The following is a 25,644-nucleotide window of genomic DNA, read 5'->3' on the forward strand; positions in this document are numbered from 1 at the left end:
CAACTATATAAATACTATCTATTTCGCTTTTTCATAACTATCCATTTATCCGATTATATACCATAAAACACAAAATTACAAATATTAGGCGATGATATACATAAATTGCTTTCCTTACTTCAAAATCCTTTATTTTTATATCAGATAAGTAATGCTCCAAATTTCATATTTGGATAGTAGAACTTACTCATTCGAACGCATGTGAGAAGGAGTTACATTTAAGTGATGCTTAGTATATAATTAAATAAATTTACAATTGAAAGAAGTGGCGGAGTAGGGAGCTATTCATTAGTTTATATGGGGGGAAGCAAATGAATATTGAAATCAAAAAATGTATTAAAAGTTCTTTTTCAGTAATTGGTAAAGAAGGCTCAACGAAAGAGGAAAATGGTTTTGTAAGTAGGCTATGGAAAAATGCCAATAACCACTTTGATGAGGTTGAGTTTCTAGCAAAGAAAGATGAAAAGGGAAATGTTTTAAGCGTTTGGGGATTGATGAGTGATTTTTCAAGAAACTTTAAACCTTGGGAAGAGAATTTTACAAAAGGATTATATTTAGCAGGGATAGAAGTCATGGCTGATGCCGAAGCACCTGATACTTGGATAAAGTGGACAGTTCCTGGATTTGAGTACCTTTATATCAAAGTTGATAATGAATACGAAGAAGCCTTTTCTTATGTTTTAAATTACATGGATAATAATAATATTAAATTAGCAGGTGCTGTGTTTGACTATAATTGTCCAGAGGAAAATGGACAATTGTATTTATTTTTCCCAATTAGAAGATTATAGATAAGCGGTTGGAGTTGTTTTTATAAAGAGCAAAGTTGATAATTTAACTGTCACTCCTTTTGATATATATTATTATTATATTGAAATGGTAGGATATAGCATTATGATTATTCTTTAGGGATTTTCTTTGTTGCTTTCCATTGCAACCATCTAGTATCTAAAACAGTTGATTTATCTCTTGTCATTATTTCATTGCATGGAAATTTATTGCAAGTTCCACAAAATTCTATTTTATGCATATCAACGCAATCAAAAGTATAGCAATCTCCCTTTTGATGTGCTGTACGACAACCAGTACAATCGCCTTGAATATAATCCGGACAACTACCACAATAAAAACCACATTTCCCTATCAGACTCATAACTTGTTTATCATCCATTGAAACTTAACCCCCTGTAAGGTTTATACACAATAGTATTTAACTATAATCTAATAAATCATAGACTATTTATATACCAATTATAGCATTAATTATAAAAAAGTAGTATAATTTAATATTTATGCTACTTTTTTGTGCAGTTAGAGGCTAAGCAAAGGAAATATTTGTTGAATATGGTATCAATTATTGAGGCAGGGTAAGAGAGATGGTACAATATAGACGATGTTTATAAATATGAACCTTATCTTAGTGATATATTTACAAAGAATAATAACATAAGGGCTTGAATTAGAAAACAGTTATAACGGCTAAGAGATAATGGAATATTAAGATTTAAAAGTAGAGGAGTTTATAAGAAAACAGATTAATTTATAACTATAATATGAGAATAAAACAGTTGTTGTTTATAGCGGAGGGTTAATGATGAAAAAAATAATACATATATGTTTTTCTGATAGTGCCATAGGAAGTGTGAAATATGCTATAAAAAAAGGTGTAATTGAAGGTGAAAAAGTGATAGGACTTGTTGATGATTTATCAAACGGACCTATAGATGATATTGCTAATATGAACAGAAGAATTGAGTGGCTTAAAAAAATATATATTGAAGAAGGAAATGAAATTTCTCAAATAATCAAGGATTATTATAAAAAAATTATTAAAGATATAATGAAACTTAAGGATGAAGATATTTATCTATGGTACGGTAATAGCGCAAAGGAAATCTGTGGGATGTTACATATCTTATCAATGCTTGAAGATAAGATTCAGAACGTATATACCATTAATGTATCAGAAATTACTTATAATACTGGAAAAAGAAATGAATATATACCACGAGTTGTAGGAGAGGTTATACCTGAAAAGTTAGGAGAATTTATAGGAAGAAGAAAATCAATGGACTTTGAAAGGTACTCCATTTTAATGTCATTATGGGATAAACTGAAGAGAGAGAATTCCAATCTACGTGTTTATGAGGATAATCAGGTTAAAAGTGCTCACATAGATCACTTTGATGATATGATACTATGTTATACGTGTAAGAAGTTTATGCATAGTGTAAGAACAATTGGAGAAGTTATAGGCAAAGCTGAAAGTTATGTTTCTGATACGTTTATTTTTTGGAGAGTAACAGAACTAATAAGAAATGGGAAAATTTCTTATAGAGGGAATTTAGGTTTTATGAGAGAACTGGAAATAAAAAAGAATAATAGGTGATATTGTTGAAATTAATTTTACATCTGAAAAATTATATTTTTATCTAGTTTAAGTATATGCATGGTTATATAGGTGAAAATGTATGTATAGAACTAGTTAAATATAAAAATATAAAAAGCAGTAGAATTTTTGGATTCTGCTGTTTATAACAGTTGAGTGAAATAAAAACATAATTATAAAATCACCTTAAAAAAGTAATACAGTTACTTAGTGGAATTTGTAAATTAGCATGATATAATCAATATTATGGAATAGATATAGCAATATTTATCAATTGAATAGTTTGGGGGAGACTAATATGAAAATATCAACAAAACTTAGTGCAATGATTTTATTGATTATTCTAAGCACTGGAATGTTAATGTTCTTTACACTATCATCATTAAACAACATATTTGCAAAAGCAGATGAACATCAAACAAAAAATACACCTTTAATGATTACTACATTATCACTACAAAAAGACATAGTTCAAATCCAACAATGGCTTACAGATATTTCTGCAACACGTGCGAAACCGGGATTTGATGATGGATTTGATGAGGCCGCTAAGTTTTATGAAAGTGCAAAAAATAATATTAATAAATTAAAAAAATTAGGTGGAGATGGACAAACTCTAAGCTCAATTTCACAAAATTTAGATGCTTACTATAAAATGGGTATAGACATGGCAAATGCATATATTAAGGATGGAACTGATGCTGGAAATCTATATATGGAAAAATTTGATCCTTATGCAGTGAAAATGGAAGAAAGTGTTAATGGCTTTTTAGAACTAGCAGAGACTAATTTTAATGCTGGAAGTATGAAGATTGAATCAAGTATTAAGGCTTTACATAGAAGTTCATTACTTATATTTAGTATTGTCACTATAATAAGTATTATGATATTCTTTTTTATTCAAAATCTTGTAATTAAAAAAATACATATGTTTACAAATGTTCTTAAAGATATTTCAGAGGGCAATGGAGATTTAACCAAACGAGTTGAAATTAAATCTAAAGATGAAATTGGAACTATGGCAAAATATTTTAATACTTTTGCTGATACTGTTCATAGTATTGTAGTATCAGTAAAAGGGTTATCAAAGGATGTATTCACTTCATCAGAAGAACTAACAGTAAACTCACAGCAGTCTGCAACAACTGCTGAAGAGGTAGCACAAGTTATAGATGAAATTGCAAAGACTGCTATGAATCAAGCTGAAATAACAACTGAAGGCTCAGAAAAGCTTATGGAACTTGGAAGTCTTATAGAAGAAGATTCAAGTAATATAGAAATACTGACAGAGGCATCAGAAAAAGTGAACGAACTAATTAAAGAAGGGCTAGTGGTAATTGATAGATTATCAATGATAACAAAAGAGGTTACTATTGCATCAAAAAGTGTTTATGATAATATCATGAAAACAAATGAAAACTCCAATAAAATTAGCGAGGCAAGTAATATTATTACTTCTATTTCAGAACAAACCAAATTACTGGCTTTAAATGCAGCCATTGAAGCTGCCAGAGCGGGTGAGCATGGTAAGGGGTTTGCTATAGTAGCAGAGGAAATTCGAAAACTTTCTATACAATCTGCAGAATCAACAAAGATAATCGATAGCATGGTTAAAACCTTACAATCAAATTCAAACAATGCAGTAAAAACCATGTTAGAAGTAGATAATATTTATAATGAACAAATTAAAAATGTTAGCGTTACAGATAGAAAATACAAAGAAATTGCAGATGCATTAAAAGAGTCAAATGATGCAGTGCTAATAATAAACGAAGCAGAAAAACAAATAGAACATATGAAAAATCAAGTGTTAGTTACCATGGAAACACTTTCATCTGTGGCAGAAGTAAACTCGGCAGGAAGTGAGGAAGCTTCAGCATCAATAGAACAGCAAACTGCTTCTATTGAGGAAATAGCTAATTCAAGTAGAAACTTATCACAGATGTTCTTAGAGCTTCAAAAATTAATTGAAAGATTTAAAGTATAATGTTTATATATGAGGAATTAGATCTAGCATCTGTGGTCTTGGGGAAACGGGGAATACTAGCGATTCAAAAATTATAAGTACATTTATGAATAATAGCAATATTACTCTAAGGAAGTAGTCTATTTAGTAAGGATATATTATTTATGAACTAGCTAAATAAGAAACAGTGGAATTTCAGGATTCTGCTGTTTTTTTATGCAGTTACAGGCTAAATAAAGGAAATATTTATTGAAAATGGTATTGGTTTATTGAGCGGTGAATGGGGAGGTGGTAAAATAAAGGTGTAACTAGAGAGATGGATATATGGGTAATGCACCAGAAATAAAGAGAAAATAGTAAAGTGGGAGAATAGAATGATTAAAAATGTTGTATTTGATATAGGAAATGTTTTATTGAAATTTGAGCCTAAAACCTATCTTACTACAAAATTTACTTGTGAGGGCAAGGTTGAAAAAATACTAGATTTAGTATTTAGGAGTGATGAATGGTTAATGCTTGATAGAGGAACTATCACTGAAATTCAGGCAATAAAGGTACTTAGTGAAAGACATGTTTTATATAGTGAAGCAATAAAAGATGCCTTTAATGGGTGGTATGATATATTAATACCAATGGAAGATACTATAGATATTTTAAAACAATTAAAAGATAAGGGTATTAATACATATTATTTGTCCAACTTTCATCAGTTAGCTTTTGAGCATGTAATAGAGAAAAATGAGTTTTTTAAACTATTTCAAGGTGGCATAGTATCTTATAAAGAAAAATTATTAAAGCCTGAAAAAGAAATATACATGAGACTACTAGAAGAATATAATTTAAAATCGGAAGAAACTATTTTAATTGATGATACATTAGCTAATATACAGGGGGCAGAGATTGTTGGAATTAACACAATACACTTTAAAAATTCACAAGACTTAATGGCTAAACTTAATGAATTACTAATATTTTAGATGATGAAACATATTTCTCTAAATGCCATAAAAAAACTATGTGTAAGGGAGTTCAAAATGAGTATTAGAAGTGCAGGAATTTACAATGTTATGCAGAATATATGCTACTAATATAATATTCATTTTTGAAGGAGGATTAACATGGGAAAGCTATTGTACCAAATTATATTTAAAGTATCATATTAAGATATTTTAAGAATTTGGAGATGAATTTATGATTGAGTATGTTAATTGTTTAGATAATATTAAAATTGAAAATATAAAAGGATTTTTTGTGGATTGGCCAAATCCACCATCACCCAAGAAACACATAGAATTATTAGAAAAAAGTGATTACTATTGGTTGGCTATTGATAATGATAAAGTAGTTGGTTTTATAACCGCTATATCAGATAATGTTTTAAGTGCATATATACCTTTTTTAGAAGTTCTTCCAGATTATCAGGGTTTTGGTATTGGCACAGAGTTAGTAAAATTCATGATAACCTCATTAAAGCACCTCTATATGATTGATTTGCTATGTGATGAAGATGTAGTTGGCTTCTATAAGGGGTTAGGCATGTATAAATCTCAGGGGATGATTATACGTAATTATCATAGGCAAAATGGTGAGTACAGGTAAGTCAGTTTAGTAATGCAAAATATTAAATAAAAATGGATGCTAAATTTTCATATTAGTGTCCATTTTCTTTGCTTATTTGCATGTTTTTTCCAAGATAAAAAGCTTTAAGCATATAAAAAGCTATGATTTATCACAGAATTATGAGAATGTGGTTGCAGAGATTGTGTAGGTTTGAGAGAGTTAGGAAATCAGGACAGGATAGATGATTAGATAATTTAACAAAATTAAAGTGAATGGTAAACTGTATTTTAATGGCATATTATAATTAAAGGGGCCTTCACAAAATAGTTTACTAAACTTTATAAAATGGTGAGAGACAATAATATAAGTTCATGCTCAACATTAATTTAGGATTAGCGTATTTTGTGAAAGTCCCTTGTGTACTTTGTTATAGTAAAAAGTATTTTTATTCTTTAATATCAATGGCATCTACAGGACATTGATCTCTTCCTTCTACAGCACCATCTTTAAGCTCATCAGGAATATCTCCAGATATAGCCTCAGCTTTATCACTTTCATCAAATGAATAAACTTCTGGGCAAAGACCAACGCAAGCTCCACATGAGATGCAGGTATCTTTATTTACTATTGCTTCCATATTTATTCCTCCTTAACCAAAATATATTAACAAAGTTAGTATTCGCAGGAATTCATTTCATATACATATAAATTAGTATTTAATATATATGGTTCAATGTAATGTAGCCCACGCATATACAAAAATAACTGATTTTAAAGAAAGAGAATTTATATTTGTTTAATTATATAGAAATTATTGCTATAATTGGGATATAAGCAAACTATGATGCAATATTTATTTGTATTAAGCAAAGGGGGAAAAAAGGTGAAACTAAAAGTTTTAGTTGATAATAATACATATATTGACCAATATTATTGTGGTGAACCTGCTGTTTCATATTATATTGAAGATGAGAACACTAGGTTACTGTTTGACGTAGGGTACTCTGACTTATTTCTGAAGAATTCAAATGCATTAGGTATAGATTTAAAAAATATAAGTGCTATTGTTATTTCACATGGTCACGATGACCATACAAGGGGATTGAAATACTATTTTGAACAAAACCGCAAAAATAATGTTTCTATTATTGCTCATCCAGATGCATTTAATGAAAAGGTAGAAGATAATTTAAAAATTTGCTCTCCTATTTTAAAAGAGGAACTAAAAACAAAGTGCAATCTAATTTTTTCAAAAGAACCTGTTAAAGTTAGCAAGAATATAACTTTTTTAGGGGAAATACCCCAAACAAATGATTTTGAAAATAGGAGACCAATTGGTAAACAAATTGTTGGTCAAACTTCAACTGATGATTATGTAATGGATGATACAGCACTTGTATATAAAAGCGAAGATGGCATTTATGTTATTACAGGATGTTCTCATAGTGGGATATGCAATATAATAGAATATGCAAAAGAAGTATGCAAAGATAATAGAGTATTAGGAGTTATAGGAGGATTTCATTTATTTGAAGTAAATAAACAGGTTAATAAAACTATCGATTATCTAAAACAGAACAACATAAAAGAACTATATCCTTGCCATTGTACTTCATTTGCTGTTAGAGCAGAAATACATAAAGTTTTGCCAGTGAAAGAAGTTGGAGTAGGGTTGGAAATAAATTGGTGATATTATAGAAAATGAACATGTGTTATAGTAATAAACATTCTTCATAAAATATAAATTAAGGGGAGTCATTTCATTTTTGACTTCCCTTAAAAATTAATACATCATCAACATTATTTTAAAACATAACCAAAATGTTAAATATTTAAAATTTTATATAGGTAAAATGGGAACATTTTAAAAAGTTAACTTTTTGCATAGGTAACTTCTTAAATAGTTGCATTATATGAGGTTATAAGGTTCTAATAATCTATAAGTGACACTCCAAATCTAACTATAAGCATTTATGAGGTCTGGTTAATCATCAGTGAAAGAGATTTCTGAAGCTTCTACCAATATATAGCCTTTGATTCCAAATAAATAAAATTAAGGTATAATATATAGAATAATAGATAACATTAGATTATTGTGTCTCAATAATTTTTTTATTTGGTGTAAATAGGGAGGAAAATGATGATGGATAACAACTCAATTTTAAATGAGATTTTTAGACTTTTTAGGCTAGATATATTAGAAGTTAATATTAATGAGATTGGTAATTCAACTAATTTAATTTATGATCTACAAGATGAAAACAATGCATATATTTTAAGAATTTCAAAACAACCTTTTTATAATTTGTCACAGTATGAAGCTGAAATGGATTATGTAAACTATCTGTTTTATATGAAAGTAAATGTATCAAAAGTTATTTCATCTATAAATAATAAGCTTGTAGAAGGTATATATGATAATGATGAATGTTATTTTGCTTCAGTATTTGAAAAAGCTAAAGGACATCTTCCAAGAGTAGATAATATTAATGAATGGAGTGAATCGTTATTTTATAAATGGGGAAAGACCATGGGTAAAATTCATTGTTTAACAAAGGATTATAATCCAAAAGACGGAATAGTTAAGAGGAAACAATGGAATGAAGACTTTAATTTTAAAGGAGAATATGCATTTACTGAAAAAGATTGTGTTATTTATAATATATGGACTGAAATAATAAAAGAAATGAATACTTTTCCTAAAGATAAGGACTCCTATGGTTTGATACATAATGATTTTCACCAATGTAATTTTTTTATTTATAATGACGAAATAATCGTTTTTGATTTTGACGATTGCTTATATCATTGGTATGTTTGTGATATTGCAATTTCTATTTATCATTCTTTACAAACAATTCCTATAAATAGTGTACAAGAGCGTAGGGAGTTTGGAGTTAAATTTATTGAAAGCTTTTTAAAAGGATATTTAGAAGAAAATAAAATTGAAGAAAAATGGATAGATAAAATACCATTATTGTTAGAGTATAGAAGGATTTGCTCTTATAACTTTATTTTAGAATTATGGAGAAAGAATGAGCTTAATGATAATCAGAAGGAGTACTTAAAAAATATGAGATATGATATTGAGAATCGAGTGCCATATATTGATATTAACTTTAAGGAGATGAAAAGATCTAAGTGAAGTAGTAGGATTAATAGCAAAAGGGGTGATGGCGCATGAGTAAAAAGAAAACTATATTCATTTTAATTTTTATCCTACTATTATGTATTGGTATATTTTTTAGTTATAAATTTATTAAGGAGAAAAATACTTATTCTAATATTATTCAGGCAAATTGGGAAGTCGAATTGCCATTAGAGTATAAAGAAATTTATTCTATTGATAGTGGACCTAGCTTTTTAGGTGATGGTAAAAGATATCATATATTTGAATATGCTAATAAAGATGAGATAGAAGAGGTTTTAAATTGGCAATCAGGTAAAAACATTATTATGGAATCGAGTGTAATTAGTATATTAAAAGATTTAAAGGTTCCAGATGAATATATACCTAAATTAGAGGGTGATTATAAATATTATTTTAAAACTAAGAGCGATTCTTCAATGCTATATATTGTCTTCAGTGAGGAAGCTAATAGAGTATATATCGTTGAGGATATAAGATAATTTTATAAAATAGAAATACCTTAAAGTATTTCTTGTCTTTAACTAAGATAATGTAGAGATAATTAAAGTGTCCAATATTAAAAATTGAAGGGGACATTGATTTAGGAGAAAGATTAAAAAGGTTAAAGTAAAAATAATTAATTTTAATAGTGTTTCTCAACTTAGCGGAGTGTCTAAGACATTCCTCTATAACAACAAAGAAGTAAAAGAAAGAGTTGAAGAACTTAGAGATAAGCAAGTAAATAAAGCGATAAATCAAAGAGCCAAATATGATAAAACTGCAAAATCAAAAGATATTGTCATTATGGCTAAAGATAAAAAGACTAAGGAACTTGAAGAAGAAAATAAGAAACTTAAACAACAATTAGAAGTTCTTTGAGGTAAATTATATGAAAAGATGTAAAGTGGGCAATTGGAGGAAATTGCGTCCAAATTAATTTTAGGGAGGTATCTTATGTATCAATATTATAAGGGATTGATTATTAGAGAAGGAGCAGATGGACTTAAAGGGGATACGATTAAAAAAATGTACAATGAGGTTGGTTGGGTGTCTGCAAGTCAACCGTCATGGCTAGATGAAAAGTACGAAATCTGCTTTAAAAATTCATCATGGGTTTTCACTGTCTGGGATAAGGAAGATATGATAGCTATGGTAAGGGTTGTATCAGATAGAGTTATGACTGCAACAATCCAAGATCTAGCTGTGAAAGAAGAGTATCGAGGAAAAGGCATAGGTAAAAAACTTGTGGACCTGTGCTTAGAAAAGTTACCCCATGGGAATTGGTGGGTGCATACAACTCCAGAAAATTATGACTTCTATAAAAAATGCGGATTTGAAATTCCTCAAATATCTGATAGTTCAACAATGACATATATGGGATATATTAAGGCTAAATCAGAAGGGCATAGATAGATAATGTTTTACATTTTTCTTAAAATGTGCATCAAATTGTAATTAAAGAATAATTAAGTTATAGACTATATTGTTTATAGGTATTCTATGCATAAACATAGTTATTACAAGGTATTAATACATTGTATACTAGATATGTAAAGGGGTGTATAATATGGAGCCAATTTGGATGATTCTGATTTTTTTAGGAATATTGATAGTGGGTATTTATTTACTTAACAAGATTGACAGTAGGAAAGTAAACTCATTTAACAAGGAAAGTAATCATAACTTATCACAGATACATGAAGATAATAATAAAAACGTACCTAGGTTGTAGAGCAGAATTCTTCAACCTTTTTAATTAAAACTAGTTTTAGTTTAAATTAAATAAACTAATCCATGTTAAGATAAGTCCTCAATTTAGTTTTATAGATTATTTTAAATATATAGTATCCTAATAGTCCACCTATAGTATTTAAAATTAAATCATCAATGTCTACTGATCTTCCTGGAAAACTACTTAGATAAGTGATATTTTCTATTAGCTGCAATACTTCTATAGATAATGAAGTCAAGAAAGAGATAATAATAACATTTTTAATACTTCTAATTTCTTTTTTGTACATTGATAAGTATCCAATAAAAGGCATTAATAATAATAAATTACCTAACAAGCTCCTAAGGTAAAAGAAATGCCCAATATTATTTTCTTGAAGAGATATAAAGCTGTTAATGTAACCTTTAAATGGGACTAGATTAATACCTAATCTTTGATCTAATGAAACGGTGGACTTTAATTCTGTAATACTTTCTCCAAACATTATTGAAATAGGGAATAATGTCACACCAACTAAACCTATTATATATAATGCAAATAAATTAGTCATAATTTCTTTTCCTATTAATATATTTTTACCTTTTCTTTTTCTTATTACCAGGGTTATTACTCTTGAAATAATCCATATAGAAATTCCAAGTAATAGCACTGTATCGAAATCAAAAGTGTATCCTTGTACCAATTTTATACCTCCTTTATACTTATGAAATTATAATGTTAAGGCTTTACATAACCATATGAGTCTAAAGAATATATTGTTTAATTTTAAAGGGCTATATTTCATTAATTAGTTCAGAGTATATGAAGATAGATGATTTTATTTATCTTTACTTTTTAGCAGTATTTCATTACATAGAATTCACCAAGTCCAAGAGGAGTTTCTTGCTGATTTGTTTCTATAATATTAAATCCTTGAGATTTATAGCAGTTTATAGCTCTCTCATTCCATGTTCTAACTTCTAATACAATAGGTTTATTAGGAAATCTCTTTTTACTTTCCATAATAGCTAGCTTAGTAATTATTTTTCCTAATCCATTACCACAATGACTTGGCTTGATTCCAATTCCAAAGGACACATAATCTCCTTTATCTAGTAAACTTATAAATCCTACTAGCTCTTTATTTTCATTATTGTATAAGTAATTTTAATTTGAAATACTTTATTATTGAGTTGTATAAAGAGATGTGCATAAAAATTATTTTATAAACTATGATTTATGAGCTATTAAAGTAAATTCTCCTGGAATATTTTGATGAGAATCAAACCTCGGGCCTTCAACAAGTTTTTCAATGATAAATCCTGCTGAAGCAAAATAAGTGATAATTTCGCCTATTGTCCAATATCTTAATAGGCACTTTGGAAATTCATTACGTTCATTCTCAGGAAAAGTTTTTTCATATGCTACTTCAGCAACCTGTAATGTATTCTCAAAGTAGTCTCCAGTCAGTTCCAATGCATAATCTCTAGTGTCAAAAATATCACGTGTTTTAAATATTTTTCTAATAGGATGGAAATCATTTAGAACTAGTTTTCCACCTGATTTTAGAAGAGAGGATATCTTCTTTGAAACCTTGTCTAAATCTGAAAAGTAATGAAGTATTCCACCTTCTAAATAAACAATATCAAAACTATTAATCATTTCAGCAATATCTAAATCTAAAAAGTCTGATACTATATAGGTTAAATTCACACCAGCTTCTTTAGCGACTTCCATTGCATATTTCTTATGCTCTTTAGAGATGTCTACAATAGTTACATCAGCACCAAGCAATGCTAATGGTATTGCCTTTTTACCACAGGAACCAAGTAAATTAGCAATTTTCTTTTCTTTAACATCACCAAGATATTGAAGGTGGTTTTTCAAGTATTTTTCAGGTTGCAGTATCATATTTTTAGCTACATCACTAGGTAAACCTTCTTCATTTACTCGATATTCATATGCTCTATAGGACCATGCTTTCTTATTTATTTCACCTTGGTCATTCATTAATTATATACCTCCACTTCTATTTTAAATTAATGTTATATCATCTATTATTAATACATGACTTTTTATGCACAATAAATTAATAGTTTAGAAGTAATATGGATTATAAAGAAACTTTTTGGGAAACCATTCATCTAATATTATTCCAACCTCTGAATTCGATAAGGTAATCCACTCCTTAAATTCTAATTCTTCTACTGAGTATACACCATATAAAAGTGATGTAAGCCCTTTTATATCCATCTTTACATGTGATTCTGCATTATTACATTTATTCATTTTTAGGTTATTATCAACAACTTTAAGCTTATAAACACCATTATTCCATTGGCAATACTCATCATGCAATTCTAAAATGATCTCGCCTTCTAAATTCACTTTGATATCATTAACTGCTTCTATTGCTTCAATAATCCTAACCATCCATGGATGGTTATTAATCTTCACTTCGAAGGGTCTTGCTGTATCACTTAACCAACTGAAGAAATTAACGCCATATGGAATTCTTAACTCTATATGTGAGAATTGATCTTTATGCTTTGCAAAATATCTGAATAACATCACTCTGCTTTCTATGTCTTTCCAATACATTTCTGCTACAAAAATTCTTCCGTTCTCTCCAGAATCTATTTTAATATATTTTGCTGCTGCCATAATATTATTATTTTTCTTTATGAACACTACAAGTACACTATCATGATCTTCTTTCCAATATTCACTCGACATATCATTAAGAAAAACCAGTCCATGATGTTCAAATAAATCAAGTTCAAATTTAAATCCTTCAAATTCAGCTTGTACATCAATGGCTCTTACTCTTTTTTCTTCCCATGTACCATCTATTTTAGATACATCTCCTAAATAATGAGAAAATCCATCAAGAGAGATTTTAACTAATAAGTTGTCATTTGTACCAACATAGCCAAAAGCATCATAGAAGCTTTCTTTGAAAGGATGTAACAAACTAACAGATTGTTTCTTTTCTTTCATATCTAAAAATATTGCTTTTGTTAAATCCTTTACATATCCATGTAAACGGTATTCGGGAAAAGTAGCAACATGAGAGACTCCTCCCATCTTCTTAATTGTACCCCTGACTGATTGATTAAAAGTATAGTTCCTTATCATGGATACTAAATTTTCGTCTTCAAACATTCCTAATATTTCATCTGATGTATAGAATGACAGTTCATCTTTGGATGGTGTATTATCAGTCCATTGACGGCCGGTACAATAGACATGTAATTCTCTTACTTGTTCAAGATTATTAGCTTTTACTTTTCTAATTTTCATAATTTTATTCTCCTAATAAAAAAATTAATTGTAATATACTTTTAAGCATAGAATTATCATAGTATGATTTAGCGGCGAAATATAATGTTTACGCCGCTTTGTTTTATTATTTTTTAATAATAGCAATCCAAACTTCTTGATGATTCTCTTGCATATAGCACTCAATAACAGGAAGGTCAGCTAATTCATATCCTGAATTAGGAAGCCATTCGCTATAAAATTGTTTATAAACCTTTTGTGTTGCATCGGGTAGTTCTCCATTAGCTTCAAAGATTGTCCATGTTGCAGCAGGGTAAGAAAACTCCTTCATTCCTTCTATAGGTGGGACATGTTTGCAGTCTGGCATATCAACATGATTTGTCACTGCTACAATATATTCCATTTCTTCAGCCTCTCCCCATTGACCTCCTTGAGCGATTCCTAAAAATCCTGCAGGTCTATAGTCAGGAAAGTTGTCAAAGAACATTTTCATAGTCCCATCCTTCCATGAGCTTTCCCAAATTTGAGGAATTGCTTCAAAGGCTTCGGCTGTTTTTACTTTGTGTGATATCCCCATTACTCTAAATGCAGGCCACTGTTCAATTTGATAATTCATATGATTTTCTCCTTTTATTGTGATTTGAAAGGAAAGTTTAGGACAGGATTTTAACTGAACTGTTTCATTTCTAACACTTGAAGGTAGTACTCCATGAAAATTTTTGAATGCTCTAGTAAAGGAATCTTGAGATTCGTATCCATACTTTAAGGAAATGTCAATTATTCTTTCAGAGCTATTTAATAAATCAAAGGCTGCCATAGTTAAGCGTCTGTTTCTTATATATTCAGATAGAGGCTTGTCCGCTATATATGAGAACATTCTTTGAAAATTATAAATAGAACATCCAGCAATTTTTGAAATAGTTTCATAGTATACTTCACCGTCAAGGTTTTCTTCTATATAGTTTATCGACTCATTTAATTTTTTAATCCAATCCATTCTTCTCACTCCCAATTTAATAGTATCTTTTTTAGAGTATTTGTACTCGATATTTCATGCCGTATTATGTAGCCTCATTAGTATAAATTTATCAGGCGTTTATATTATTTATTTCTACATAGCATAATGAATATTCTTCATTTAACATACTCCATATCTCCTTTAATTTAAACTATTCTCTCTTTTACTAATTATTTGTTAAATGCTAATATAATTTAGATAAGTTAATTTTATCCATATTATAACATAGTTTTAAATAGCAAACTATTTAATTTTTAAAGATCATATTTTACTCATATTTTACTCATATTTTACTATTTAATTCATGATATATTGTATTATAGTGCAAAAAATACCGCATATTCATTTTTGAATAATACGGTATTCAATGATAAACGTATGTAAGATATGATGAGCAGGGTAATATTACTTATATTTTATAAGTTATTTATTCTATCTATAATTAATTCCTGATATATTTACTTTATGTTGTTTTACATCTAACTCTCTAAAGCTCTATAGCTAATTCATAATCATCTTGATTTTCGTGAGCTTCTATAAGTTTTAAGATATTATCCATGGTATAGATTTTAAGGGATAAATCGCTATTTGCCTCTAACATACCGATATATTCTAAGGCATTAGGGGACACACTACCAGTGGTAACGATGATACCTTTTTTTATATTGTTTGCTACCATGGCGCCAACTAGTTTTTGGCATATAACTCTTCCTATAAAAAATTCATCAGAACCATTATTCTCATCCTTATGGGCTAGAGTTGGATGAAAATCATACTTTCTACACTCTACATAGATTTTTTCATCATTTGCATTTGTAAGAATTAAATCAACGCCACCATCGTTGCTAGGAGGAGTTAACTCAACATTTTTATATTCAGGGCTATTTTGAAAAAGCCATTGACAAAAGCCTTCGAATTCAAATCCTGTCAATCTATTTATATTTTCTTTTTTAATTCTCATAGTAAATTTTAGTTGTTCATTTTTAAAGCCTCTTATTTTTTCAATAAATGGAGTAAGACTTTTAAAAAGTATTATGAGAACTATAAGTAGTAAAAAAATCTCATATTTATTCATTATAATCACCTCTGTAATAATTATTGTCATTATAAAAAATAATTAATCAATAAGGGGATATCACCATTAGCAGTTATAGTAAAATAACTATATTCAGATAAAGTTAAATCAATTTAATTAACTTTAAAGATATAAAGAGTAGAAATAAAATTATTAAACTATAAATTAAAGGCCAAATAGAAACAAGAAATTCATTTCTATTTAGCCTTTTGCTATATTAAATTATTTTAGATTTTTATTAAATATATTTTAGATATTTAAATTAATAATGTACTTTTTATAAATCAGATAAACTTCGTACAAACTCTACATTCATATTTAATGATTGTAAAAGTCTCTTTAATTGCATAAAAGCAATAGATGAGTTTGGTTGTGATGAAATAATATTTTTAAAACCAGTATCCCTATACATCTTCATGCAATTTTCAAGAGCTGGAACCATATCTGGTTTTGCAGTTAATAATTCTGAACCTTCAAGGGCAAGAGTAAAATTAGATGCAACTATAGATTTTACAGTCTTCTTATAATCATTTAGGAAATTTTTAGCTTCCTCCTCTTCAAAATATCCACCAATATGGATAAATAAGATCTTCTTAGTATTGTTTAACTCTATTTTATACATTTAAAGTCCTCCTTTAAAATTTATATAAAAAAGCTCCCATTGTATATCCAGAACCAATTGAACAAAAAATAACGAGATCTCCTTTATTTATTTTTTTATTTTCTATAGCTTTATTAAATGCGAAAAATGGACTAGTACATCCAGTATAACCATATTCATCTGCTACAAAGGTGTAAGAGTCGCTACTAAGTTCTACACCTAATTTTATAAGTGTGGATTTTACATCGCTGTGTGAAAACTGTGAAAATAAGAAGTGTTTAACATTCTTTATAGATTCGTTTTCATCTTTTAATAATTTATTAATAAGCTTCACCCATTCATCACTAATATAAGATACATCATAATTTATCCATGCGTATTTTTTTTCATCTACAGTTAGATTTTCATCATATATATGAGACATTCCACATTCAGGAAACACCATATATTTATGATTTTTAGAATCTGTATGGTAAACAGAACTAAGAACCCCGCCATCCTCAGTGTCGCTAGTAAGAAGTACTGCAGAAGCACCATCTCCGGCAGTAGAATTTACTAATTGACAGTCACTTTTAGCTAGCAGTGAACCATATGAGGCACCTACAATTAAAGCTTTTCTATATTTGCTTTTAGCTTTCATATAGGCTGCCACATTATCTATAGCTACCATCATTCCTATACAATTATCATTAAGGTCATAAGTTAAATCACAATTACATGCATCTATAGCTTCTCTTATTAAAAGAGCATTGGTAGGAATTAAGTATTCTAGAGAATCACTAACAAATACAATGATATCTAGTTCTGAAGCTTTAACATTAGCTTTTTCTAAGCAGGATTTAGCAGCTTCAATGCTCATAGTAAGAGCGTTTTCTGTATTGTTATCAATTAAATATCTAGACTTTCTTCCCAAATGATTTAGAAGTTTTTCTATGTCTTGTCCATATTTATTAATATAATACTGATTTTCTACCTTCTTTTTAGGATGGTATATTGTAATTTCTTGAATTTTTATCCCCATAAAGTCGCCCCCAAAGTATGATTAAATATTATATGGTAAATACATTAACATATATACAAAATATTACAACATATATTAAAATATGTCAATGTATTCTTGCAATTATTAAAAAAATAAGTTATTATGTAAAAAGTAACTATATTCTGGCATATATAAATTTTAATAAACAAAATTTACTGGAATTTTATAGTAAAATTCAGCACTTTAAATAAACATTCCGAAACGGCTGAGAGTTAATAATATAAATACTTATTCAATATTTATTTAGATTAGCTCATTTTGCGAAAGCCCCTACAAAATAAAAATTTTTCATATAAATTTCGTAGAAGATTAAAAAAGTCTCTTTAATCATGAAGGTTTTTAATATAAAATATTAGTAAACACTTCAAGGAGGGAACATATGAAGAGAAAAGATTATATTTCTTGGAACGATTATTTTATGAGTATTTCTTTATTATCAGGAATGAGAAGTAAAGATCCATCAACACAGGTTGGAGCTTGTATAGTTGATTGTAACAATAGAATAATTTCTATTGGATATAATGGGTTTGTTAATGGATGTAGTGATGAAGATTTTCCTTGGAGTAGAGATGGGGAATTTTTAGAAACTAAATATCCTTATGTAGTTCATGCCGAGCAAAATGCTATATTAAATGCTAGGGGGAAGTCTTTAGAGGGATGTAGACTATATGTGAATTTATTCCCTTGTCATGAATGCGCTAGAAATATTATTCAAGCAGGAGTAAAGGAAGTTTATTACCTTAGCGATAAGTATTCTGATACGGATTCCACCAAGGCTTCAAAATATATGTTTGAAAAGGCCAAAATAAAACTAATTCAATTAACTCCAAGTATAGACAAAATAGAGATAAATTTAAAATAACCCTATTAAAGAAAAATAAAAAGGAGTATCTCAGAGGAAAATTATGAGATGTCTCTTTTTATTTTTGATAAAACTTCAGGTTGAAGTAAATACTAAATAAATATATTTATTATTATTTATTAAAGGCGGGATGAAATGAAAAATAAAGATTATATAAAGGATTCTATAGTAGTTGGATTTGCTCTATTTGCTATGTTTTTTGGAGCAGGAAATCTTATATTTCCAACATTTTTAGGAGTGGAATCAGGAACAAGTTGGATTACCGGATTTTTGGGATTTGTTTTAGCAGATGTAGGTTTAGCTATATTATCAATCATGGCTGTAGCAAAATGTAATGGAGATATAAGTGAGATATTTGGAAAAGCTGGTGAAAAATTAGCAATTGTTTTAGGTGCTGCGATAATGATATGCCTAGGGCCTCTTTTAGCAATACCAAGAACAGCGGCAACAACCTATGAAATGGGCATTGCACCAATACTTAATGGCGTTAGTCCAATAGTATTTTCTATAATATTTTTTATTATGACAATGATTTTATCTATAAAACCTTCTAGAGTAATTGATATAATAGGGCAGGTTTTAACACCAATACTAATTATAACTCTTCTATTGCTTATATTAGTTGGAATAATAAATCCAATAGATTCTGTTAATGTAGCGGCAAGAATAGAAAATGTATTTGCAGAAGGAGTAATTCAAGGTTATCAAACTATGGATGCATTAGGAGCTGTAGCTTTCGCCTCTATTATAATAACAACATTAATTAATAAAGGATATAAAAGCGAAAAGAAAAAGATAAAGTTAACCTTTCAGGCTTGCATGGTTGCAGCTATAGGATTAGTGGTAGTATATGGAGGTCTTGCTTATTTAGGAGCTACAATTGCAAAAGGATATGAGAACATACCATTAAAAGAAATAGTTCAAACATCAGTAATAGTGAATATAACAGATATACTACTTGGAAAACCAGGGAAAATATTGCTAGCTGTAATAATAGGTCTTGCATGTCTTACAACAGCAATAGGCCTTACCGCTGCAACAGCCCAGTATTTTGATAAGGTATCAAAGGGAAAATGGAAATATAAAGAGATTGTTATATTTGTTTGTGTATTTAGTGGTATAGTAGCTAATTTTGGAGTGAGTAGCATAATAAAGTTTTCACTTCCTATATTAAGTATTATATATCCACCAACAGTTGTGTTGATAATACTATCTTTATTTAGAGATAAAATTAAAAACAATAATGTATATGTTCTTTCAACCTATACAGCTTTATTTGTAAGTGTAGTAACGGTTCTAAATGATATGGGAATAGGAAGTTCAATAGGTATACCAATAGTAACTACACTTCCTTTTGCAAATTTAGGGTTTAATTGGGTAGTTCCAGTTTTAGTAGCAGGCATAATAGGAAGTTTTGTTCCAACAACTAAGGAACTATAATCTAGATTCAAATTAAAATGAATTTGACAAAGCAATTAGTTTAAAAGTCGGAAAATAAATAATATACTATATAAACATTTTATAATAGCTATATGTAAATAAATACTTACAAAGAAAAAGTTCCTATAAAATAAAGTAGAAATATAAAAATAGTATTGAGGGTAGATGTTATGATTAAAGCAATTGAAGATCGTAGAAGTATAAGAAAGTATATGAATAAGCTAGTGGAGGATGAGAAGCTACTACAAATTCTTGAAAGTGCAAGACTAGCACCATCAGGTAGTAATACTCAACCATGGCAAATCATTGTAGTTAAGGAGCAGGAAAATAGGGAGAAGGTTGCCAAGGCTTCTTATAATCAAAAGTGGATGGTCAGTGCACCAGTTCATCTTGTATGTGTGGCAGATATAAAAGCTAGATTGCCTAAGAGTAAGGATCTTTATATCGATGAATATAGCAAGGAGTTTGAAGTGAAGCAAATGATTAGAGACACTTCGATTGCCATTGAGCACATGGCCCTTACAGCTACAGACTTAGGGCTAGGAACTTGTTGGATTGCTTGGTTTGAACAAAAGGACTTTAGACCAGTTTTAAATATTCCAGAGGACAAATATGTAGTTGCAGTATTAACTTTAGGTTATCCAGATGAAGCGCCAAATCCACGTCCAAGAAAGAGCCTAGAAGAAATAGTTCACTATGAGCAGTGGTAATTCAAGGTATACAAAGGCTTATTAGATAGGACTAAAACTGGGGGGGCTATATGAATAATATTGTATATAGAAGATTGACAATAGAAGAATGTGAAAAAATTAAGGAAATTAATCCATGTCAGTATATTGGCAAAGCATGGAGAGAAGTGAATAGAAAGCGTCAATTGATTGAAATAAATTATCAAGATATAGATTGGCCAAATGGATATGAATATCATTTTAGTAATCTCAAGAAAACTATTTTAAGTGATGGCATTGCTTTTGGCGCCTTTGGAGCTGACAATAGATTGTTAGGATTTGCAACGCTTAATAGAAATCTCTTTGGAGAAAGTTTTGATTATGTTTTACTAGACCAACTTTTTATTTCCTTAGAACACAGAAGTAAGGGTATAGGAAAGAAGTTATTTACTCTTTGTATAGATGCTGCAAAACAGTGGAATGCAGATAAAATATATATTTGTGCAGGTTCAGCTGAAGAAACCATAGCATTTTATTTTGCCATAGGTTGCAAAGAGGCAGTAGAAATAAATAAGGCCTTATATGAAAGTGACCCAAGGGATTATCAATTAGAGTATATAGTGTGATACAGGAATTTATAAAAAATGGTTGAAGAGTAGAAAATTTTGATGTTACCTTAATGACAGCAGTAGAAATCATTAAGATAGAGGATTCTGTACTGCTTTAGTACTAGATAATAAAATATTTAAGTATTATAATAGAATATGTTGCAAAAAAATAATGGAATGACATTAGAAGTAAAAGATAAGGAGATACTGATGATAAGAAAATTGTTTGAAGATATATACCAAATAGAAGTGGAGCTTCCAGACAATCCTTTAAGAGCATTAAATGCTTACCTAATTAAAGGTGATGAAAGAAATCTACTAGTGGATACAGGCTTTCGTAAGGTTAGATCCCTAGAAAGCTTAAGAAATAGTTTAAAAGAATTAAATGTGGACATGAAGAATACAGATATATTTTTAACCCATCTCCATGATGATCACGTAGGTCTTGTACCATTTCTTTTAAACTCTGATAATAAGGCCTATATTCATCCTAGAGAAAGTGAAGAAATATGCAATTTAAGAAAAGCCACCTACATAGATGAAATGAGCATATTTAATGAAGCTATGGGTTTTCCAGAAGGAAAGACAGTAGAAGCTATAAAGGCTCTAAGGGATCAAGAAGGTTTTGAGGAAAGCTTCACTGAGCCAGTCTACACAGATATTCAGGATGGAGAAATATTAAAGGTAGGAAAGTATAAGTTTAAGTGTATTCTAACTCCGGGACATACTCCAGCTCATTGCTGCTTATATGAAGAAAATCACAAGATTTTAATTGGAGGAGATTTAATATTAGCAAGGATAACTCCAAACATAGCCTATAATCTTGAGCATTGGATGGAAAACCCTCTTAAAGAATATATGGATAGCCTAGATAAAGTAGCAGCTCTACCTATAGATATGACTTTATCTTCTCATAGAACTATTATAAAGGATACCAAGAAGAGAATAAGAGAGCTTAAGGAACATTACTATCTTAGATTAGATGAAATTATGGATATTTTATCCAGTGGAGAAAAGCTCTCACCTTATGAAATTGCAGGAAGAATGCAGTGGAGTATAACAATTAAAAACTGGGAGGACTTCCCACTAACTCAGAGATTCTTTGCCTCAGGAGAGTGTATGTCTCACTTAGTTTATCTTGAAAAGCAAGAGCTTATAAATAGATTATATAAAGATGGTAAAATCTATTATGTAATATCCAATAAGGGATTGATATGGGCAATGACTAAGCATATTAAAGAGAGTTAAGAAATTTTTAAATAAATATTTTTTATAAAGCAAAAGCTTCTTAAACATATTTTTTTAGTAAATGTGTTTAAGGAGCTTTTGTACATGCTAAATTTTCAGCTACATTACTTTTTACACTTTTATATTAAATAGAGTATAGCAAATAGATAAATATTTTATTATATTTATTGATATAAGTTTCTTTGATTTACAGAATTTCTTTAATATGGAGCACTTTGATACCATAAGTTGTTGTTTCTCTAATAAAAACCCAAACAGATAAGGGGAAAAAGGTAGAGAATTATTTGAATAATTCTCCATATTGTACTTAAAATGTATCCACATTATAATTTAAGTATAGGTAAACGGCCGTTTCTTAAATTTATTGTAAAGGTGGCTTTATTATGAAAACTACAAACGAGAAATTATTAGATTGGGCAATAGACAAAATAAAAAAAGAATATAAAGATGATATTGCCTTATTGATTGGCAATAGCGCATTAAAAATGAAACAAGATACTGAAGGAGTATGCTTTGATTATTTCGTTCCATTAAATGAAAAAGGAAATAACCTTGCGAAGACATTTATCATTGATGGAATAGGGTATGATCTGTATCCGAGGTCTTGGAAAAGAATTGGGAATATGGCAAACTTGGATGACTATAATCCAACTTGCTTAGGTCACTCTCAAATTCTTTATTATAGAAATGAAGAAGATAAAAATCAATTTCTTACTATGCAAAAAAAATTACAGGAAAACCTTGAAAATGTGGAATTTATGTTCAAAAAATCACTTGAAAAGTTAAATGTAGCCACGGAAATTTACCAAACAATGATGTTTGAGGATAGCATTGGTAAAGTTAGAATGGCTGCTGGATTTATAGCTGATTTTCTTTCTGTTGCAGTTGCTTTTGTAAATCAGACCTATTTTAAATACAGTCAAGTTGAGCAAATGAAAGAGCTTTCAGAAATGAAAGAAATTCCTGAGAATTTCATACAATATTATAAAGCTATCATTAATGCAACTTCTGTTGACGAATTAAAGCATTTATGCCATGTAATGATTCTATCTACACGCAAATTTATGATTAAAAATAATCCTAAAAAAGATGATAATATTTATAATACAAACTTTTATAATTTGGCTGATTGGTTTCAAGAACTTTGTTATACTTGGAGAAGAGTTTACTATTATTGTGACCAAAGAGATACTGAAAAAGTTTTTGTATGGGGCTGTTATTTGCAGGAGGAACTTAATACCGTAAAAGAAGAATTTGGACTTAAAGAAATGGACTTACTTTCCCAGTTTGATACAAAGGATTTATCGATATTCCGTCAGTGTGCAGAAGAATTGGAAAAGTATATTATAGATGAAATTAACAAACATGGTGTTGAGTTGGATATATATAATACTGTTGAAAATTTCTTAGCGAAAAATTAATAGAAAGCTGAGGGTTTTTCAATGAAATATAGAAATGCTTCAGATATACTGCCAGACAAATTGTTAAAGGAATTGCAAAAGTATGTTTCTGGTGAGGCATTATATGTTCCATCAGACAAAGAGAGAAGAAAATGGGGAGATGGTTCAGGAGCAAGAAAATTCTATGCCCAGAGAAATGAAGAAATTAGATATAAATTTTTTCATAAAGTTAGCATTGAACACCTTGCAGAAGAATATTGCCTCTCTACAGAAACAATTCGAAAAATTGTTTATAAATAATTTACTCTAAAATAAATGGGGCCTTCGTAAAATATATTACTAATCTTATATAAAATGTTGAAGTGCTTATTCAATATTTNNATTAGCTTATTTTACGAAAGCCCCTTTTCTGTAAATTAGTTTTCTATGATATTTTTATTTTATCATAGAAAGCTAATTTAAGTTATAATTAATAAAGTCTTTTTACAAGGTCAATCTATATATGCTCTGGTTAAGATATTATGGAGTGATAGATATCTCTTGTGAAGCCTGAACTTCCCCTGAGCTAAGTTTTGTTTCAACAACATAAAAATAGGTATTACCAGTATTTGTATTATTATCATCAAATTTAGCATAATCTCCTGTTGCATTTATATCTGTAGCTATATAAGTGTATGGTCCATTAGGAGTTGTAGATCTTTTTATACTGTAGCTTGTATCTTCAGATAAAATAAACCAACCCAATGCAATAGTATCACCTACTTTTTGTATTGTAAGATCACGTGGATCGGAACACATTTCCTTAGAATTAATACTTTCCCCATTATCATTAACTGCAGTAACAACATAATAGTATTTTATTTCTTTATCTGCTGACCTATCCCAAAACCTGCACCCATTAGTAGGTGTATCTAAAAGGTTGGTATAAGGGCCTCCAGGTGTTAAGGATCTCTTTACATTATAGCTGGTAGCATTTTCAACTTCATTCCAACTAATATATACTCCACCATCACGCACCAAACTAGTAATAGTAGGAGCATCAAGATCATTTGTTTTAGGTATATTTGGAGTAACTGTTACCTCATTTGAATTAGATTGTCCACCTAAACTATTTAAAGCAGTTATAATATAATAATATGTTGTGCCACCAATAACGTCATTGTCGGAATAATTATTAGTATCTGCTGGCACTGTAGCAACAGTAGTATATGGACCACCTGCTGTTAAGGATCTTTTTACTTCATAGTTTTTAACATTAGAAACTATATTCCAAGATAATTCAACAATATTATCATTTGATGTTGCAGTAAGATTTATAGGGGTTGTATTTGCATATTTCTTAAAATATGGGTATGTTGCCCCTTCATCAATAGACCAAATATTATTAAAATCCCAGTTTATAAAGGTGTCACTTTGCATCATTTCAGATGTAGATTTAGCATAAGGGCTTGACGATGTAAAGCCTATTACGCTAGCATCATAAAAGCTGCTACCAATAGAAGCACTAGTTTTACCAAGTAAACCTCCTTTACCACTTTCAGCTCCTTTAATAGTTCCAGCAAAATAGCAGCAATTTATTATATTTTTATTTTGTGAAAAACCTAATAAGCCACCAGCATTAGCAGTAGAATTGTGAGTTGCCTC

General features: G+C 29.3%; 25 protein-coding genes and 3 pseudogenes. 17 read left to right on the top strand and 11 right to left on the bottom strand.

The window, feature by feature from the left end; all coding sequences use genetic code 11:
- The first annotated feature begins 311 nt into the window (after positions 1 to 311).
- Positions 312 to 791: a GyrI-like domain-containing protein gene (locus B3W71_RS05905; protein WP_346888016.1), complete on the top strand. Its 480-nt coding sequence runs from the start codon at positions 312 to 314 to the stop codon at positions 789 to 791.
- A gap of 107 nt (positions 792 to 898) precedes the next feature.
- On the opposite strand, the gene B3W71_RS05910 is transcribed toward B3W71_RS05905, so the two are convergent.
- On the bottom strand, positions 899 to 1,171 hold the full coding sequence (locus B3W71_RS05910) for a DUF3795 domain-containing protein (RefSeq protein WP_346888017.1): 273 nt from the start codon (positions 1,169 to 1,171) through the stop codon (positions 899 to 901).
- Positions 1,172 to 1,594: 423 nt separating this feature from the next.
- Here B3W71_RS05910 and B3W71_RS05915 point away from each other — a divergent pair, with 423 nt between their 5' ends.
- The 4 genes from B3W71_RS05915 to B3W71_RS05930 all read left to right on the top strand — a co-directional run bounded on the left by B3W71_RS05915 (position 1,595) and on the right by B3W71_RS05930 (position 5,954).
- Positions 1,595 to 2,389 (top strand): DUF1835 domain-containing protein, encoded by a 795-nt coding sequence (locus B3W71_RS05915; RefSeq protein ID WP_346888018.1) that lies wholly within the window; start codon positions 1,595 to 1,597, stop codon positions 2,387 to 2,389.
- A 298-nt stretch (positions 2,390 to 2,687) separates the two neighbouring features.
- Entirely contained in the window at positions 2,688 to 4,376 is a 1,689-nt protein-coding gene (locus B3W71_RS05920; RefSeq protein ID WP_346888019.1) for a methyl-accepting chemotaxis protein, read from the top strand.
- Between the two features lie 353 nt (positions 4,377 to 4,729).
- Entirely contained in the window at positions 4,730 to 5,332 is a 603-nt protein-coding gene (locus tag B3W71_RS05925) for an HAD family phosphatase (protein WP_346888020.1), read from the top strand.
- Between the two features lie 214 nt (positions 5,333 to 5,546).
- Complete coding sequence (locus B3W71_RS05930) at positions 5,547 to 5,954, top strand: GNAT family N-acetyltransferase (RefSeq protein WP_346888021.1); 408 nt, start codon at positions 5,547 to 5,549, stop codon at positions 5,952 to 5,954.
- A gap of 406 nt (positions 5,955 to 6,360) precedes the next feature.
- On the opposite strand, the gene B3W71_RS05935 is transcribed toward B3W71_RS05930, so the two are convergent.
- On the bottom strand, positions 6,361 to 6,552 hold the full coding sequence (locus B3W71_RS05935; protein WP_346888022.1) for a ferredoxin: 192 nt from the start codon (positions 6,550 to 6,552) through the stop codon (positions 6,361 to 6,363).
- A gap of 246 nt (positions 6,553 to 6,798) precedes the next feature.
- Here B3W71_RS05935 and B3W71_RS05940 point away from each other — a divergent pair, with 246 nt between their 5' ends.
- The 5 genes and pseudogenes from B3W71_RS05940 to B3W71_RS05960 all read left to right on the top strand — a co-directional run bounded on the left by B3W71_RS05940 (position 6,799) and on the right by B3W71_RS05960 (position 10,458).
- Positions 6,799 to 7,605, top strand: coding sequence for an MBL fold metallo-hydrolase (locus tag B3W71_RS05940; RefSeq protein ID WP_346888023.1), 807 nt, complete (start codon positions 6,799 to 6,801; stop codon positions 7,603 to 7,605).
- 450 nt (positions 7,606 to 8,055) lie between these two features.
- On the top strand, positions 8,056 to 9,060 hold the full coding sequence (locus tag B3W71_RS05945; protein ID WP_346888024.1) for a phosphotransferase enzyme family protein: 1,005 nt from the start codon (positions 8,056 to 8,058) through the stop codon (positions 9,058 to 9,060).
- Positions 9,061 to 9,095: 35 nt separating this feature from the next.
- Positions 9,096 to 9,545, top strand: a complete 450-nt coding sequence (locus tag B3W71_RS05950; protein WP_346888025.1) for a hypothetical protein — start codon at positions 9,096 to 9,098, stop codon at positions 9,543 to 9,545.
- Between the two features lie 136 nt (positions 9,546 to 9,681).
- Positions 9,682 to 9,924, top strand: a pseudogene (locus B3W71_RS05955) (DUF6262 family protein); the annotation flags it as partial.
- Between the two features lie 75 nt (positions 9,925 to 9,999).
- On the top strand, positions 10,000 to 10,458 hold the full coding sequence (locus B3W71_RS05960) for a GNAT family N-acetyltransferase (RefSeq protein WP_346888026.1): 459 nt from the start codon (positions 10,000 to 10,002) through the stop codon (positions 10,456 to 10,458).
- 374 nt (positions 10,459 to 10,832) lie between these two features.
- Here B3W71_RS05960 and B3W71_RS05965 read toward each other — a convergent pair whose 3' ends face one another.
- The 8 genes and pseudogenes from B3W71_RS05965 to B3W71_RS06000 all read right to left on the bottom strand — a co-directional run bounded on the left by B3W71_RS05965 (position 10,833) and on the right by B3W71_RS06000 (position 17,753).
- Positions 10,833 to 11,459 (bottom strand): VanZ family protein, encoded by a 627-nt coding sequence (locus tag B3W71_RS05965; protein ID WP_346888027.1) that lies wholly within the window; start codon positions 11,457 to 11,459, stop codon positions 10,833 to 10,835.
- A 152-nt stretch (positions 11,460 to 11,611) separates the two neighbouring features.
- A pseudogene (locus B3W71_RS05970) lies at positions 11,612 to 11,896 on the bottom strand (GNAT family N-acetyltransferase); the annotation flags it as partial.
- 90 nt (positions 11,897 to 11,986) lie between these two features.
- Entirely contained in the window at positions 11,987 to 12,766 is a 780-nt protein-coding gene (locus B3W71_RS05975) for a class I SAM-dependent methyltransferase (RefSeq protein ID WP_346888028.1), read from the bottom strand.
- An 87-nt stretch (positions 12,767 to 12,853) separates the two neighbouring features.
- A complete protein-coding gene (locus tag B3W71_RS05980; protein WP_346888029.1) occupies positions 12,854 to 14,059 on the bottom strand; it encodes a GNAT family N-acetyltransferase in 1,206 nt (401 codons plus the stop codon).
- A 106-nt stretch (positions 14,060 to 14,165) separates the two neighbouring features.
- Positions 14,166 to 15,035 carry an AraC family transcriptional regulator gene (locus tag B3W71_RS05985; RefSeq protein WP_346888030.1) on the bottom strand — a complete coding sequence of 290 codons (870 nt, stop codon included), beginning with the start codon at positions 15,033 to 15,035 and terminating at the stop codon, positions 14,166 to 14,168.
- 508 nt (positions 15,036 to 15,543) lie between these two features.
- Positions 15,544 to 16,131 (bottom strand): restriction endonuclease, encoded by a 588-nt coding sequence (locus tag B3W71_RS05990; protein ID WP_346888031.1) that lies wholly within the window; start codon positions 16,129 to 16,131, stop codon positions 15,544 to 15,546.
- Positions 16,132 to 16,408: 277 nt separating this feature from the next.
- Positions 16,409 to 16,753 carry a hypothetical protein gene (locus B3W71_RS05995; RefSeq protein WP_346888032.1) on the bottom strand — a complete coding sequence of 115 codons (345 nt, stop codon included), beginning with the start codon at positions 16,751 to 16,753 and terminating at the stop codon, positions 16,409 to 16,411.
- Positions 16,754 to 16,766: 13 nt separating this feature from the next.
- Entirely contained in the window at positions 16,767 to 17,753 is a 987-nt protein-coding gene (locus tag B3W71_RS06000; protein WP_346888033.1) for a 3-oxoacyl-ACP synthase III family protein, read from the bottom strand.
- A gap of 400 nt (positions 17,754 to 18,153) precedes the next feature.
- On the opposite strand from B3W71_RS06000, the gene B3W71_RS06005 reads away from it, so the two are divergent.
- The 7 genes from B3W71_RS06005 (at position 18,154) to B3W71_RS06035 (ending at position 24,300) form a co-directional block, all read left to right on the top strand.
- On the top strand, positions 18,154 to 18,636 hold the full coding sequence (locus B3W71_RS06005) for a dCMP deaminase family protein (protein ID WP_346888034.1): 483 nt from the start codon (positions 18,154 to 18,156) through the stop codon (positions 18,634 to 18,636).
- 135 nt (positions 18,637 to 18,771) lie between these two features.
- Positions 18,772 to 20,076 carry a branched-chain amino acid transport system II carrier protein gene (gene brnQ, locus B3W71_RS06010; RefSeq protein WP_346888035.1) on the top strand — a complete coding sequence of 435 codons (1,305 nt, stop codon included), beginning with the start codon at positions 18,772 to 18,774 and terminating at the stop codon, positions 20,074 to 20,076.
- 170 nt (positions 20,077 to 20,246) lie between these two features.
- On the top strand, positions 20,247 to 20,786 hold the full coding sequence (locus B3W71_RS06015) for a nitroreductase family protein (protein ID WP_346888036.1): 540 nt from the start codon (positions 20,247 to 20,249) through the stop codon (positions 20,784 to 20,786).
- A 50-nt stretch (positions 20,787 to 20,836) separates the two neighbouring features.
- Positions 20,837 to 21,370: a GNAT family N-acetyltransferase gene (locus B3W71_RS06020; protein ID WP_346888037.1), complete on the top strand. Its 534-nt coding sequence runs from the start codon at positions 20,837 to 20,839 to the stop codon at positions 21,368 to 21,370.
- Positions 21,371 to 21,562: 192 nt separating this feature from the next.
- Positions 21,563 to 22,600 carry an MBL fold metallo-hydrolase gene (locus tag B3W71_RS06025; protein ID WP_346888038.1) on the top strand — a complete coding sequence of 346 codons (1,038 nt, stop codon included), beginning with the start codon at positions 21,563 to 21,565 and terminating at the stop codon, positions 22,598 to 22,600.
- A gap of 383 nt (positions 22,601 to 22,983) precedes the next feature.
- Positions 22,984 to 24,021 carry a hypothetical protein gene (locus B3W71_RS06030; protein WP_346888039.1) on the top strand — a complete coding sequence of 346 codons (1,038 nt, stop codon included), beginning with the start codon at positions 22,984 to 22,986 and terminating at the stop codon, positions 24,019 to 24,021.
- A 21-nt stretch (positions 24,022 to 24,042) separates the two neighbouring features.
- Positions 24,043 to 24,300: a CD3324 family protein gene (locus tag B3W71_RS06035; protein ID WP_346888040.1), complete on the top strand. Its 258-nt coding sequence runs from the start codon at positions 24,043 to 24,045 to the stop codon at positions 24,298 to 24,300.
- 219 nt (positions 24,301 to 24,519) lie between these two features.
- Here B3W71_RS06035 and B3W71_RS06040 read toward each other — a convergent pair.
- Positions 24,520 to 25,644 (bottom strand): annotated as a pseudogene (locus B3W71_RS06040) (hypothetical protein); the annotation flags it as partial.

Origin of the sequence: Clostridium sp. UBA1056, assembly GCA_002316385.1 — a bacterium.
GTDB lineage: Bacteria > Bacillota > Clostridia > Clostridiales > Clostridiaceae > Clostridium_J.

Bases quoted from the DNA above. Each gene is read 5' to 3' on its own strand.
- B3W71_RS05905 (WP_346888016.1), top strand. From the start codon at position 312: ATGAATATTGAAATCAAAAAATGTATTAAAAGTTCTTTTTCAGTAATT.
- B3W71_RS05910 (WP_346888017.1), bottom strand. From the start codon at position 1,171: ATGGATGATAAACAAGTTATGAGTCTGATAGGGAAATGTGGTTTTTAT.
- B3W71_RS05915 (WP_346888018.1), top strand. From the start codon at position 1,595: ATGAAAAAAATAATACATATATGTTTTTCTGATAGTGCCATAGGAAGT.
- B3W71_RS05920 (WP_346888019.1), top strand. From the start codon at position 2,688: ATGAAAATATCAACAAAACTTAGTGCAATGATTTTATTGATTATTCTA.
- B3W71_RS05925 (WP_346888020.1), top strand. From the start codon at position 4,730: ATGATTAAAAATGTTGTATTTGATATAGGAAATGTTTTATTGAAATTT.
- B3W71_RS05930 (WP_346888021.1), top strand. From the start codon at position 5,547: ATGATTGAGTATGTTAATTGTTTAGATAATATTAAAATTGAAAATATA.
- B3W71_RS05935 (WP_346888022.1), bottom strand. From the start codon at position 6,552: ATGGAAGCAATAGTAAATAAAGATACCTGCATCTCATGTGGAGCTTGC.
- B3W71_RS05945 (WP_346888024.1), top strand. From the start codon at position 8,056: ATGATGGATAACAACTCAATTTTAAATGAGATTTTTAGACTTTTTAGG.
- B3W71_RS05950 (WP_346888025.1), top strand. From the start codon at position 9,096: ATGAGTAAAAAGAAAACTATATTCATTTTAATTTTTATCCTACTATTA.
- B3W71_RS05960 (WP_346888026.1), top strand. From the start codon at position 10,000: ATGTATCAATATTATAAGGGATTGATTATTAGAGAAGGAGCAGATGGA.
- B3W71_RS05975 (WP_346888028.1), bottom strand. From the start codon at position 12,766: ATGAATGACCAAGGTGAAATAAATAAGAAAGCATGGTCCTATAGAGCA.
- B3W71_RS05980 (WP_346888029.1), bottom strand. From the start codon at position 14,059: ATGAAAATTAGAAAAGTAAAAGCTAATAATCTTGAACAAGTAAGAGAA.
- B3W71_RS05985 (WP_346888030.1), bottom strand. From the start codon at position 15,035: ATGGATTGGATTAAAAAATTAAATGAGTCGATAAACTATATAGAAGAA.
- B3W71_RS05990 (WP_346888031.1), bottom strand. From the start codon at position 16,131: ATGAATAAATATGAGATTTTTTTACTACTTATAGTTCTCATAATACTT.
- B3W71_RS05995 (WP_346888032.1), bottom strand. From the start codon at position 16,753: ATGTATAAAATAGAGTTAAACAATACTAAGAAGATCTTATTTATCCAT.
- B3W71_RS06000 (WP_346888033.1), bottom strand. From the start codon at position 17,753: ATGGGGATAAAAATTCAAGAAATTACAATATACCATCCTAAAAAGAAG.
- B3W71_RS06005 (WP_346888034.1), top strand. From the start codon at position 18,154: ATGAAGAGAAAAGATTATATTTCTTGGAACGATTATTTTATGAGTATT.
- brnQ (WP_346888035.1), top strand. From the start codon at position 18,772: ATGAAAAATAAAGATTATATAAAGGATTCTATAGTAGTTGGATTTGCT.
- B3W71_RS06015 (WP_346888036.1), top strand. From the start codon at position 20,247: ATGATTAAAGCAATTGAAGATCGTAGAAGTATAAGAAAGTATATGAAT.
- B3W71_RS06020 (WP_346888037.1), top strand. From the start codon at position 20,837: ATGAATAATATTGTATATAGAAGATTGACAATAGAAGAATGTGAAAAA.
- B3W71_RS06025 (WP_346888038.1), top strand. From the start codon at position 21,563: ATGATAAGAAAATTGTTTGAAGATATATACCAAATAGAAGTGGAGCTT.
- B3W71_RS06030 (WP_346888039.1), top strand. From the start codon at position 22,984: ATGAAAACTACAAACGAGAAATTATTAGATTGGGCAATAGACAAAATA.
- B3W71_RS06035 (WP_346888040.1), top strand. From the start codon at position 24,043: ATGAAATATAGAAATGCTTCAGATATACTGCCAGACAAATTGTTAAAG.